The sequence below is a fragment of the Bifidobacterium sp. ESL0784 genome (assembly GCF_029433295.1).
Taxonomy (GTDB): Bacteria; Actinomycetota; Actinomycetes; order Actinomycetales; family Bifidobacteriaceae; genus Bifidobacterium.
This window is the reverse complement of record NZ_JAQTHV010000005.1, coordinates 23,826-36,483: the sequence shown is the minus strand read 5'-3', so window position 1 is coordinate 36,483 and position 12,658 is coordinate 23,826. Positions and strand designations below refer to the sequence as shown.

The following is a 12,658-nucleotide window of genomic DNA, read 5'->3' as shown; positions in this document are numbered from 1 at the left end:
TTCGCTGCTTTTTAAGAAGCTTCATCTTCGTATAAACGGGATTTGATTGTTCATGTAAGGTTCGTCTTATGATTAATCGGGAATGGATGACCGATACGTTTTAGAGGAGCGACAATGAGACGAGCGGTGGTGGGGATTGCGGCACATGTGGACGCGGGGAAGACCACGCTGTGCGAGGCGATGCTCTATCGCGCCGGCGAGATCCGCAAGCTCGGGCGCGTGGATCACGGCGATGCGTTCCTTGACACTGACGCGATGGAAAAGCGGCGCGGCATCACCATTTTCTCCAAGCAGGCCATTCTTGATATCGGTGCGGGAGATACCGATAGCACTTCGGTAAAACAAGGCAGAAATTCGAAAGCCGGTATAAGCGAGAACGGCTTCGAATTCACTCTGCTCGATACACCCGGCCACGTTGATTTTTCGGCCGAAATGGAGCGGACGCTAAGGGTGCTGGATTATGCGATTCTCGTGGTTGGCGCCAACGACGGCTTGCAAGGCTATACCGAAACGTTGTGGCGGCTTTTGGCTCGTTATCATGTGCCGACGTTTGTTTTTATCAATAAGATGGATACCGCCGGAGCCGATAAAGCCAAGCTCGTTACGCAGATGCAGCAACGGTTTTCCGAGGGTTGCGTTGATTTCGAAGGGGACAGCGAGCCGGGGGAGCAGGAGGAAGTCGCTTTGCTTGACGATAGTGGCGTTGCGATGGACGAGCTGCTGGACGGCGGCAGGATTTCGGATGAAACCTTGCGTTCGATGGTTGTCAAACGTCAGCTTTTCCCTTGCTATTCCGGGTCGGCGCTGAAAGTTGAAGGTGTCGATGAATTCCTCGCGGGGCTGCAACGGTTTACAGGGCAGAAGGATTATCCCGCGGATTTCGGCGCTCGCGTCTATAAGATCTCGCACGACGAACAGGGCAATCGCCTCACTTGGCTTAAGGTCACCGGTGGCGCTTTGAAAGTCAAGGAAACGCTTACCGATGGGCATCAAGAGGATGGTTCACCCGATTCCGACACTGAAATCTGGCAGGAGAAGGTTGACCAGATTCGTCGGTATTCCGGAGCGAAGTTCGAACTGGCCGACGAAGTTGCGGCCGGAGACGTATGTGCGGTGACCGGGTTGACGAAAACCTTCCCCGGCGAGGGGCTGGGGTTTGAAGCCGATGCAGGGGAATCTGTATTGCAGCCGGTTCTGACCTATACGGTGTTGCCCGGTGAAGCAGACGCTGGCGATGAGGCTCAAAATACTATCGGTGAGACGCGGAATGATGGCTCATCAACGGATCGGCAGCAGTCTAAGCCCGCTGCTGAAGTTACACCGGAATTGCACAGGATTCTTGTGGCCCTGCGAACGCTTGAAGACGAGGATCCGGCGCTACATGTGCGCTGGGTGGCGCGACTCGGTGAGATCCATGTGCAGCTGATGGGTGCGGTGCAGGTCGAGATCATCACCCAGATGATGCACGACCGCTTCGGGATTGATGTCCATTTCGGCCCGGGTGGCATCCTGTACCGCGAGACGATTACAAGCCCTGTCGAAGGCATTGGCCATTTCGAGCCGTTGCGTCATTACGCTGAGGTCCATTTATTGCTGGAACCAGGGGAGCCGGGCAGTGGCCTGCACTTCGAGTCGCGGTGCAGCTTGGACGACCTCGATCGCAACTGGCAGCGTGCGATTCTGACCCATTTGCGCGAGAAGGAGCATCTGGGTGTGCTCACCGGTTCGCCCATTACCGATATGAGGATTTCCCTTGTCGCCGGCCGTGGCCACGAGAAGCATACGGAAGGTGGCGATTTCCGTGAGGCCACCTATCGTGCGGTGCGGCAAGGCTTGATGGAACTGAAATCGAAGGGGGAGTGCCGGCTGTTGGAGCCGTGGTACAGCTTCCGCTTGGAGGTTCCGCAAGACATGTTGGGCCGGGCAATGGCCGATATCCAGCGGATGAGCGGCAGTTTCGGCACCCCGAAATCCGATGGCGATTATACTGAGTTGGAAGGTCAAGCGCCGGTTTCAGAAATGCGCGACTACTCCATGGATGTCAACGCTTACACGCACGGCCGCGGCTCGCTGACCTGCGTTTTCGCCGGCTACCATCCCTGCCACAATGCCGACGAAATCATCGAAGAAACCGCCTACGACCCGGAAACCGACTTGGAAAACACACCCGATTCCGTCTTCTGCGCCCACGGCGCCGGCTATACGGTCAAGTGGAACAAAGTTCCCGATTTCGCCCACGTCGACAGTGGGCTGCAGCTTAATAATTAGATAGTAAAACAGTTTTGTATAATCTTTTCTTCCGCCGCGCATAATTTCGCACGACATTAATATCATTGGGATGAGCGTGGGTTTTGCCGCGCGATGGTGCTTGGGTTACGGGAGGTCATGCGATGGCATATATCGACGTACAGGGCGAGACGAAGCGATACAAAACCGGTGAAACTACTATCTATGCGAATCATGACGTAACATTTTCCATCAACCGAGGTGAGCTGGTGGTCATCCTTGGTGCTTCTGGTGCCGGGAAATCGACATTGCTCAACATCCTGGGTGGCATGGATACCTGCGATTCCGGGCAGGTCATCATCGATGGCCAAGACATCGCGCAATACAACGCGCGTGAGCTGACAACCTACCGGCGTTACGATGTCGGCTTTGTCTTCCAGTTCTACAACCTCGTTTCCAACCTGACCGCGCGTGAGAACGTCGAGCTCTCCGCTGAAATCGTGCCGCATGCGGCCGACCCGGCCCAGACGCTCATTGACGTCGGTCTTGAGGACCGGCTTGACAATTTCCCGGCCCAGCTGTCCGGCGGGGAGCAGCAGCGCGTCGCCATCGCCCGTGCCGTGGCCAAGAAGCCGAAGATCTTGCTTTGTGACGAGCCGACCGGAGCGTTGGACTACAGCACCGGCAAACAGGTGCTGCGCATTCTGCAGGACCAGTCGCGCAAATTCGGCTCCACCGTCATCATCGTCACCCACAACGCCGCCATCGCGCCGATTGCCGACCGCGTCATCCACATGCGTGACGCCCGAGTGCAGAGCATCGAAGAGCATGCAACGCCGGCCGACATCGACGACATCGAATGGTGACGGTATGGCGGGCGACGATACAGTAAGTCTGAAAAGCGCGCATAGCGGCCCAGAAGAACCGCAATTCCGTGGTTCAAAGCGTATGCTTTGGCATGACATCCGGCAGGCATTCTCAAAATCCAAAGGCCGCTTCTTCTCGATCGTGCTGCTCGTGGCTCTGGGTTCCTTCGCGCTGGTCGGACTTACCGTTTCCGGCCCAGATATGCGAGACACGGGCAATGCCTACTTTGCCGAACATCATCTGGCCGATCTGAGCGTCATCTCCGACTATGGGCTCGACAAGGCCGACAGGCAGCAGATCGACAAAGCGCCTGGAGCCTCGCGTATCGAATACGGATATCTGAAAGATGTCGTCGTGCGGGGCGGCAACGAAAGCGTCCGTGTGTTTTCCGCGCCGAAGGATATTTCGACCTACCATCTGGTGGCGGGTCGGATGCCGAAAACCGCGCGTGAGACGGTTATCGATTCCTCGCATCAGGGCAAATACCCAATCGGTTCCACATTGCGGTTGAGCGAAAAGGCGGATGCGCTGGGACGTAAGGTTTTGCGTCACGACAGTTTCAAGGTTGTCGGCGTGGTCGATTCCGCCGAAATCCTCAGTTCGGTGAATATGGGGCCTTCGACCTCCGGTTCAGGCTCACTGGACGGGTACGCGGTGGTGACGCCAGGCGCCTTCAAATCAGATGATTACATGATTGCAAGGCTGACCTACACGGATCTCGACCATATGCGCGACCATTATTCATCGAAATATAATGACGCCTTGCAAGCGCACAAAAAAGCGCTTGATAAAATCTTGGCAGGACGCCCCAAAGCACGTCGTCAGGCCATCGAAAAACAGATCAAAACGCAAATCGACTCCGGGCAACAGCAGGTCAACGATGCCAAACAGCAGCTCGACAGCGCACGGCAGCAACTGGCCGATGGCAAGACGCAACTCGACAACGGCAACCAACAGTTGGCCGCTTCCAAGCAACAGCTGGCCATGCAGGTCGCAACGGCCCAGCAGCAGATTGCCGCCGCCCAAGGCAAAATCGCGCAGGGGCAGAAAGAATACGACGCGAACAAACAGCAGTATGATGCCGGAGCCGGGCAGATTGCCTCAGCTGCAAAGCAGGTCAACGATGCTTATACACAGCTGAATGCCGGGCAGTCGCAGATTGACGGCAACTCGGGAAAACTTGCGGCGGGCAAGAAGCAGGCCGATGATGCGGTGGCTCAACTGACTTCCGCACAAACGGCTAATCAGCAGGGAATAGATGCGATAAACGCGCGTATTAAAGAAGTGAACGGTCAGCATGAAAGCGGTGCTATTACAGTTGACGAATATAATACGTTGATTACGCAGCTTAATGCACAACTGACTACGCTCAATGCTCAGAAACCGGTGATTGCCAATGATCTGGCTCAAGCTCAGGCCGGCCGTGACGCCTTCATCAACGGAACCTATAACCCGGGCATCGCCCAAATCCAGGCGGCTCAGGCGCAACTCAACGCGAAACGTACCCAGGTCGATACCGGCAATGCTCAGCTGCAACAAAAACAGCAGCAGCTGGCAGCCGCCAAAACCAAGCTCGATCAGGCGGCAACGCAGCTATCGCAGGCTCGCGCCAAAGTCCAGCAGTCACAGCGGCAGCTGATCACCACGCAGCAGCAGGCCCAGGCCCAGATTGACGCGGCGCAAACCGAGCTCACCGATAAAACCAACGAATACAACACCAACAAGGCGCAGTTCGATCAGGCCGAGCCGGGTGCGCAGCAGAAAATCAAGGAGGCCGAACAAAAGCTCAACGATGCCACCGCGATGCTCAATGCCGTGGGCAATCCGGTCTATTCCGTGGATTCCAAACGCGAGACACCCGGCTCCGACGGGTACAAGGTCTACGATTCGATTTCGGTGATCGTCGATTCGCTTTCGCACATCTTCCCCTACTTCATGTACTTGGTCGCGGCGCTGGTCACGTTCACCACGATGACCCGTTTCGTCGATGAGGAGCGCATCAACGCCGGCACGCTCAAGGGGCTGGGGTATTCCGACCGTGACGTGATGAAGAAATTCGTGGTCTACGGCTTCGCCGCCTCGATTCTGGGTGCGGTTATCGGCATCGTCACCGGACACACGCTCCTGCCGATAATCGTCTATAACGCTTATAAGGTTGGTTTCAACGTGCCGGTCATCCATCTCGGATTCCACTGGCAGGTCACGCTGCTCGCCTTGGTTTTGGCTATGCTCAGTGCCGTGGTGCCGGCAATATGGAGTGCCGCCCGCGAACTCAAGGAACGGCCGGCCGCGCTCATGTTGCCCAAGCCACCGAGTGCTGGATCGAAGATTCTGCTGGAACGTATCCCCCTCATCTGGAACCACCTGAACTTCACCCACAAAGTGACCGCGCGCAACATTTTCCGCTACAAGCAGCGCATGTTCATGACCATTTTCGGTGTATGCGGCTCCGTGGCGCTGTTGACCGCCGGTTTTGCAGTGCAGGGCTCGATTTCGGCCATCAACGCACATCAGTTCGGCGACGTGATGCATTATAATCTTATCGCAGCCGAGAATGCGCATGTAACCGATTCCCAGAACAAAGCAATCAGCAAGCGGCTCGAGAAGTCCGATATCAAGCGCTCGCTGCCGGTTCATTACGAATCGATAACCAAGGTTGCCGGGCGCAACGGCGACAAGCAGTCCGTCACCATGCTCGTGCCGCGGAACACGAAAGCATTCAACGATTACATCAAACTCAACACGCGCCAAGGTCACCACCTGCTGTCGCTCGATTCGAATGGGGCGGTGATTTCCGAGCGATTCGCCAACCTCGTGCACGCCAAGAAGGGCGATACCATCGACTTCCAAGATGACGCGGGCAAGACTTACCGTGTCAAGGTCACCGGCATCTGTGAGATGTACCTTGGCCACTTCATGGTGATGAGCCCGTCCGCCTACCGTTCCGTTTTCGGGCAACGCTACCAGACCAACGCTTATATGGTCACGTTGAAGGACGGGAGTGTTGCCAACACCAAGCGACAGGCGGCCTCCTTCATGCGGCTGGGCGGCATCGAGGGCGTAGTGCAGAACACGACGCTCATGCACCAGATCGATGTGGTGGTCAAGGCCCTGAACCAGATCATGTGGGTGCTCATCATCGTGGCGACCATGCTCGGCGTGGTCATCCTCTACAACCTCACCAATCTCAACGTTTCCGAGCGCGTCCGTGAGCTTTCCACCATCAAGGTGCTGGGCTTCTACAACGGCGAGACCACGATGTACATCTACCGCGAAACCATCCTGCTTTCGATCCTCGGCATCATCGTAGGCTACGGATTCGGCGCGTGGCTGCACCGCTACATCATCACCGCCGTCCCGCCAGACGACGTCATGTTCGATCCATCCATCACCTGGCTCGCCTTCGTGGTCCCGCTGGTCGTGGTCGGCCTCATCACTGCCGCGCTGGGCTGGTTCGTCAGATCCAAGTTGAAGCATCTCGACATGCTCGAAGCCCTCAAGTCCGTGGACTGAGACCGAAACAGCGGTGTTGTGCGAGTTCTCGTACATTTTTTAGCCTTCAAAACGTACGAAAACTCGGCAGGATTGACCGGTTACTCGTTAGGATGGCAGGTCAGAAGTGGTGACGGGCCAGAGCCTGATTGAAGAAGCGGTATTCGTGCTCGGTGGAGCCTAGGGCGGCGTCCATCATTTGGTGGTATTCGTCGATGCCGGCGTCAGCGGCAAGCTTGTCGCAGATGCGCAGTTCCTCGAGGGTGCGCGAGGCGAAGCCGGGGTCAGCGTACATGCGAATCCACAGGCCGTAGGGGTGATTGTCGAGGTCGAGATTGCGTTTGCGGACCTGTTGCTCCATCTCCTGTCCGATGACGGAATAGACCCAGTAGCAGGGCATGACCACGGCGACCAGCGCGGAGTAGGAACCTGTGTCGGTAAAACGGTGCTCGTGGCCGAGATAGGCGGCGGTGGTCTCGCTCATCGGTGCGTGTTCGACGCTGAAACCGTGTTCACGGTACCACTGCTTGTGGAACGTCAGCCCTTCCTCAAGTCCGTACGAGGCGGCATCAGCGAAGAATGCGCGTTCATGCGGGTCGGAGGCACGGCTGCTCGCCAACGCCAGCAGTGAGGTGTAATCCGTGAGATAGAGATCGTCCTGATGCAGGTAGAACGAGAAATCGTCGAGCGGCAGCGTACCGTCGAGCATGCGTTCGATAAACGGCATATTGGCGATGCGCTCGCGAATTTCATCGGTATGACGCCAATAATCTTCGGTGAAACTCAAACCCGTAGGGGAGTGCTGCCAGGTGAAATCGACGGGACCATGACCGCGGCCGACATGCAGGCTGTCAGCAGCAGCAATGGCTCCGGTCATCCATGTTTTGGCGCGTTTGGCGGTCTCGACCCAGTCTTCGCATTGCGGGCGCAGGGCAGCCAGCGTGCTCGAAAGGGTATCGCCGGTGCCGTGCACGTTTTGCGTTGGCACTGCTGCACCTTCGATGCGGGTGATGGCTACTGAGGTTTCAGGTTTGAAAAGGCGATCTGCAGAATCGGCGGGATTGATCGGTTTGGCTGATTTGCTTACGGTCGGATTGTCTAATTTGTTGGTTCTGATAGTTGTGTCGTGCGAGTTCGGTACCGCGAGGATATCGGTGCAATCCTTGTTGCCACTGAGGGCCAAAGCGCCGCCTTTAGCGTAAACGGCAACGCCGAAGTGAGTAGCTACGGATTTTGCCAGCCGTTCCATTTCCTTATAGGAACTTGGAGCTTGGGGAATGGTGTGACTGGTTTTAGCTGCGTGAAGTGTATCAGTATCATCGTCTGATGGCTTGTTTCCAGCACTTTTGTTGCTCGAAACTTCGTTGTCCAGTTCTGCCTTTTTGCCCATTGCATCAAGTGCTGCCAGTTCCATCGCATTCGGCGTGATGATATCGGCCAACGGAATCAGCGTGGTCAACGCCTGTTCGGCTTCGGCCGTGAGCAGTCGGTCGCCGGATTTGGCATACATCACCGGATCGAGCACGACGGTCGGTTTGCTTTTGCCGCTAGTCTCGTATGCATTCAACAGTTCGGCCAGCCATTCCCTTACGGTATCGACCAACTCCGGTGTGCCGAGCATCCCGATTTTCATGGCATCGATATTGGCGTCGTCGCTCACTGCCTTGAGCTGGGCAAGCAAAAACGACGATTCGACGTTGACGATGTCGGCGACACCCTGCGTGTTCTGTGCCAGTACGCTGGTCATCGCCGCGTATCCGAAGATCCCCTGTGCGGTGAACGCCTTCATGTCAGCCATCGTGCCAGCACCGCCGATGGGATCCGAACCCTCGATGGAAAGCACGCGCAGGCGCGACGGTTTGGTCCGATTCAGTTCGCTGTCATAGCGTTGCTGCATGTCGAGCAGTTTGGTGATGGCCTGTGCTGAATTGTCGTTTAAAGTTTGTGTCGTATTTTTGGTTTCTTGGGCTTCAGAAATGCCTGAATTCTGAGTGGAATCGAAGGAATCGGCTGTATCGGTCATTATCGCAATCTTTCCTTGTCTAGTTTTCATTATTGCGCCATTGCCAGGCGTGATCCATTGGCCCCGAACCGGCACCGAGGTCAAGGCCGGCAGCGATGCAACCCGTGAGGTAGTCTTTGCCTTTTTGTACCGATTCGGTCAGTGATTGGCCCTTTGCAAGCCCCGCTGCGATGGCGCTGGAAAGCGTGCAGCCAGTTCCGTGGGTGTTCGGGTTGACAATGCGTTCGTGACGGAACCAGGTTATCTGTCCGTTGTCTAATAACAGATCGTTGGCGCCGTCGCGTCCGTGCCCGCCTTTGACAAGCACAGCACAGTCGCCACAATGCTTTGTGATACGTCGTGCGGCTTCAATGGTGCTCGTTTCATCATGTATGGTTCCAGACGCGTTTTCGACGGTGTTGCCAACATTCGTGGTTTCCGGCATGACTTGGGGATTGGTGTCATTGGCAGCGTCACGAGATGCATCGAAATCTGCCAATGCCTCGGCTTCGGGGATGTTGGGCGTCACCAAAGTGACCAGCGGAAGCAATTTCGTGCAAAGCGCGTCAACCGAACTTTTGCTGCTCAGTCGGTCGCCGCTGGAAGCGATCATCACCGGGTCGATCACGATATTGGCGGCGCGGTAATGCTGAAGCCGTTCCGCGATGACTTCGATGAGTTCTGCGTTGGGAACCATGCCGATTTTGACGGCATCGGGACGGATGTCTTCGAATACGGCGTCGATTTGTGCAGCCAGTATGTCCGGTGACGCGGCTGCGGAGGCTCGTACGCCGGTAGTGTTCTGCGCGGTCAACGAGGTGATGGCGCTCATGCCATAGACTCCGCAGGCCATGAACGTCTTGAGATCGGCCTGGATACCGGCCCCGCCCGAGGAATCGCTGCCAGCGATGGACAGCACCGCCGGCAGCTTGTATGGATGAACGGTTGTGGCCGTCACCATTGGTGAGTCATCGATAGATGAGTTATGAGACATTTTCAGCCACGCTTCGCGCGTGCGGCATTCCACGAGTCCACCATGGCCTTGGTGGTGGCTTGCGGATCGTCGGCTCCGGCGATGGCCGAAACCACGAACCAGCCGGCGGCCTGCGTTTGCGCCAAGTCCGGCAGGTCTTCGAGTTTCACACCTCCGCCCACGACGATGGGGTAGTGGGACTCCGTGCACAAAGCATTGATGGATTCGGTGTCCTGTGTATGGCGTTTGTGATCCGCGCCGATGACGATGCAATCGGGCTTGGTGGTGCTGGGATGCAGCGGACCTGCGCCGATGTAATCGATGGTCCCGTTGGGCAGCGCATTGGCGGCTTTCACCTCATCGAGCACCTTGCAGCTCAGTCCGATGATGGCATTGTCCCCAAGCAGTTTGCGCGCCTCGACCGGGGTCATGTCGTCCTGCCCGATATGAACGCCGTCAACCTTGATACCCATGTCTCTGCATTGCCAAGCCACGTCCGCACGGTCGTCGATGACCAGCGGGACGGCCTCGGAGGCGCCGGCTTGGTCAATGACATCGGAGGTCTGTCGCGCGATTTCGGTGATGTCCCTGGCGTCGCCCGGCTTGACGCGAATCTGCACGAAGGTGATGCCACCGGCCAGCGCCTGCCGCACGATATCGGGGACAGGCCGTGATTTGGTATCTGCCGGTCCGAGCACAAGGTAGGAGCTCAGGTCAAAGCGATCGCGTATAGATGCAGGAAATACTGAATTATTTGTAGTCAAAATTTATTCGATTCTGTAATAGGTAATAAAAATATAGACTGTATAGAAATTCTGTGATTGACCCGGCCGTACGAATCGTGTCAATCGCAGAAGGCGGCTCAGCCGAGTATCGGCGAGGCGGCGATTTGCTCGGGAGTGGTTGACCAGAGGCCATCGAGGAACGCGACTTGGAACGAACCGGGGCCGTGGGAGTTGGCTTCTCCGGTTTCACTGGCACGGTTGTAGAGCACGCTTGCGGCGAGAGCTGCGGTCAGCGGGTCGGCGACGGCGAGATACGTGGCGACCACGCCGCCAAGCGAGCAGCCGGCACCGGTGATTTTGGTCATCATCGCGCTGCCCCCGGGCAGACGGTAGGTGTGCTCGCCGTCGGTGACGAGGTCGGTTTCGCCGGAAACGGCCACCGCTCCTTGGCCTTGCGCGTCGCCCTTGGCAATGAACTTCGCCAGAACGCGTGCGGATTCTTCCGCAGCTTCGACGTCATCAGCCGATTCCACGCCGACCGGGCCGCTGGATTTCTTGGATTTGCTCTGCTTGTCGCCCGCGTCCAACGGTAATTCCCACATCTCGCGCAGCTTGATGATTTCGGAAGCATTGCCGCGGATGATGGTGGGCGGAGCCACCTTGAAGGATTTGAGGATATCGGTGCGCGTGGTGCCGAGTCCGGCGGCCACCGGGTCAAGCACCCAGCGATGATGGTCGGCGTGGAAGTGTCTGGCGATTTCCTCGAGTGCGTCCTCGTAGAACGGCAGGAGCGTGCCGACGTTGATATAGCTGGCTCCGCTGGCCACCTCGCCGTCGGCGATGTCGTCGGGCAGGAAGCTCATTGCGGCTGCGCCGCCAGCCGCGAGCTGTGCGTTGGCCACGAGATTGATGGTAACGAAGTTGGTGAAGGACTGCGCCAGAGGGGTGGTGTCGCGCACGGTCTGCGCGGCCTCACGGACGCGCGTGCGAAGCGGATCGTCCGTCGCCAGATTATTGAGATTCTTCAGATTGTTATTTGCTGATGAGTATGCGTCATTGACCATATTCGCGTCTCCCTACGATGGTATTAACCAACAGGTTCCAAGGGTCGAGCGTTGTGCTCGTCTCAACTTGCGCGCCCGCCGAAGCGGTCTCGCAGGTTCCCCTGCACTTACAATCCCTGACGCTATGCGCTTCATTGGACAAGATGGATTCCCAGTCAGCGGGTGGCCGGCTTCTGCGGTATGTCACCTCGGTATATTCTGGGGTTTGTTGTTGGTAGAGACATAGAGGCAGGGAGTGCAGGATGAGCTCAAGAGTGCGCTATTTCGATATCGCCAAGGGGATTGCCATGATCGGCGTCGTCCTTGGCCATAGCATTCTTCTGGTCTCCCCGATGGGCACCGTCTCGAACTGGCTCTACATCTTCTTTTTCTCGTTCCATATGCCGCTCTTCTTCTTGCTTTCCGGGTATTTCATGCATCCCGATCGCCGATTCGCGTGGCGCAAGGAATCAAGGGAATTGCTGCTCACCTACGTCATCACGGCAGCCACGGTGGTGCTTCTTCACCTGGTTGTTGCGCTCCTGACCCATCGTGACGTCGCCGGCATCGTCGGCGGTTGGACGGTGGCCGCGTTGTACGGTTCGGGTTCCGACATGACCAATACCCTCTTTCCCATGTCGCGTTACATCGGTGCTATATGGTTCCTTCTGGCGTTGTTCTGGGCGCATCTGCTGGTTCATGTCTCTTACCGTCTTCCGGCCACCCCGTTGTGGATTCTTGTCTTTTTCGCTTGCGGCTATGTGTCTTCGCGTTATGTCTGGTTGCCGTTGAGTGTGCAGGCGGGTTTGACGGCAACGCTTTTCGTGTATTTGGGATGTTTGGCAAAAAGTTTCGACATCGTCGGGATTTTTCGTCGCTGTCCCATTCTGTGGGTTCCCAGTGCGCTAGTCTGGGCATGGGCGATGTGGAAATTTACCGAATTCGGTCTGGCTACGAACGCTTATGGGCAGACCCCGTTGCTGTCGATTGTCGGATCGATAGGCGCCACCCTGTGTATCGTCGGCGCCTCCTCGGTCATTGACCGCTGGGTACCTTACTTGAACAAGGCTTTGGCATTGATTGGCAGATACACGCTTCCGATTTTCTGCGCACATCTTCTGGAGGAGGATGACTTGCCTTGGGGCACCATCGCCGAAAAGCTTCAGTCTCTCGTCGGTTATCAGGCAGAGCCATTTGTCATTTTTGCGGCGCGCTCAATCCTGATTGCGGTGATGGTTCTACTGCTTTACCGAATTCCGAAGATCAACGTCGTTTTCTTCCCTTCGCTGGCCAAGAAGATTCCCGCATCGAATGCATGAGGATTCCCTCA

General features: G+C 56.8%; 8 protein-coding genes and 1 riboswitch. Of the genes, 4 read left to right on the top strand and 4 right to left on the bottom strand.

Going from position 1 to position 12,658, the window contains the following annotated elements; all coding sequences use genetic code 11:
• The first annotated feature begins 114 nt into the window (after window positions 1-114).
• The 3 genes from PT279_RS08885 to PT279_RS08875 all read left to right on the top strand — a co-directional run bounded on the left by PT279_RS08885 (window position 115) and on the right by PT279_RS08875 (window position 6,606).
• Window positions 115-2,268 (top strand): TetM/TetW/TetO/TetS family tetracycline resistance ribosomal protection protein, encoded by a 2,154-nt coding sequence (locus PT279_RS08885; protein ID WP_277167101.1) that lies wholly within the window; start codon window positions 115-117, stop codon window positions 2,266-2,268.
• Window positions 2,269-2,390: 122 nt separating this feature from the next.
• Window positions 2,391-3,092 (top strand): ABC transporter ATP-binding protein, encoded by a 702-nt coding sequence (locus tag PT279_RS08880; RefSeq protein WP_277167100.1) that lies wholly within the window; start codon window positions 2,391-2,393, stop codon window positions 3,090-3,092.
• 4 nt (window positions 3,093-3,096) lie between these two features.
• Window positions 3,097-6,606 (top strand): FtsX-like permease family protein, encoded by a 3,510-nt coding sequence (locus PT279_RS08875; RefSeq protein WP_277167099.1) that lies wholly within the window; start codon window positions 3,097-3,099, stop codon window positions 6,604-6,606.
• Window positions 6,607-6,706: 100 nt separating this feature from the next.
• Here the strand turns inward: PT279_RS08875 and PT279_RS08870 are convergent, their stop codons facing one another.
• The 4 genes from PT279_RS08870 to PT279_RS08855 form a co-directional block, all read right to left on the bottom strand.
• Window positions 6,707-8,608 (bottom strand): bifunctional hydroxymethylpyrimidine kinase/phosphomethylpyrimidine kinase, encoded by a 1,902-nt coding sequence (locus tag PT279_RS08870; protein ID WP_277167098.1) that lies wholly within the window; start codon window positions 8,606-8,608, stop codon window positions 6,707-6,709.
• Window positions 8,609-8,627: 19 nt separating this feature from the next.
• The gene (gene thiD / locus PT279_RS08865) at window positions 8,628-9,548 is read right to left on the bottom strand and encodes a bifunctional hydroxymethylpyrimidine kinase/phosphomethylpyrimidine kinase (RefSeq protein ID WP_277167097.1); all 921 of its coding nucleotides are present in this window, start codon (window positions 9,546-9,548) and stop codon (window positions 8,628-8,630) included.
• Window positions 9,549-9,583: 35 nt separating this feature from the next.
• On the bottom strand, window positions 9,584-10,324 hold the full coding sequence (gene thiE / locus PT279_RS08860; RefSeq protein WP_277167096.1) for a thiamine phosphate synthase: 741 nt from the start codon (window positions 10,322-10,324) through the stop codon (window positions 9,584-9,586).
• 98 nt (window positions 10,325-10,422) lie between these two features.
• Window positions 10,423-11,349, bottom strand: coding sequence for a hydroxyethylthiazole kinase (locus tag PT279_RS08855; protein ID WP_277167095.1), 927 nt, complete (start codon window positions 11,347-11,349; stop codon window positions 10,423-10,425).
• Window positions 11,341-11,462, bottom strand: a riboswitch (TPP riboswitch). It overlaps the preceding gene by 9 nt.
• A gap of 129 nt (window positions 11,463-11,591) precedes the next feature.
• Between PT279_RS08855 and PT279_RS08850 the strand changes: the two genes are divergently transcribed.
• Window positions 11,592-12,647, top strand: a complete 1,056-nt coding sequence (locus PT279_RS08850) for an acyltransferase family protein (protein ID WP_277167094.1) — start codon at window positions 11,592-11,594, stop codon at window positions 12,645-12,647.
• The last annotated feature ends 11 nt before the right edge of the window (window positions 12,648-12,658 follow it).

What these genes read in the sequence shown, in the direction of transcription:
- PT279_RS08885 (WP_277167101.1), top strand. Translation starts at nt 115, where the DNA reads ATGAGACGAGCGGTGGTGGGGATTGCGGCACATGTGGACGCGGGGAAG.
- PT279_RS08880 (WP_277167100.1), top strand. Translation starts at nt 2,391, where the DNA reads ATGGCATATATCGACGTACAGGGCGAGACGAAGCGATACAAAACCGGT.
- PT279_RS08875 (WP_277167099.1), top strand. Translation starts at nt 3,097, where the DNA reads ATGGCGGGCGACGATACAGTAAGTCTGAAAAGCGCGCATAGCGGCCCA.
- PT279_RS08870 (WP_277167098.1), bottom strand. Translation starts at nt 8,608, where the DNA reads ATGACCGATACAGCCGATTCCTTCGATTCCACTCAGAATTCAGGCATT.
- thiD (WP_277167097.1), bottom strand. Translation starts at nt 9,548, where the DNA reads ATGGTGACGGCCACAACCGTTCATCCATACAAGCTGCCGGCGGTGCTG.
- PT279_RS08855 (WP_277167095.1), bottom strand. Translation starts at nt 11,349, where the DNA reads ATGGTCAATGACGCATACTCATCAGCAAATAACAATCTGAAGAATCTC.
- PT279_RS08850 (WP_277167094.1), top strand. Translation starts at nt 11,592, where the DNA reads ATGAGCTCAAGAGTGCGCTATTTCGATATCGCCAAGGGGATTGCCATG.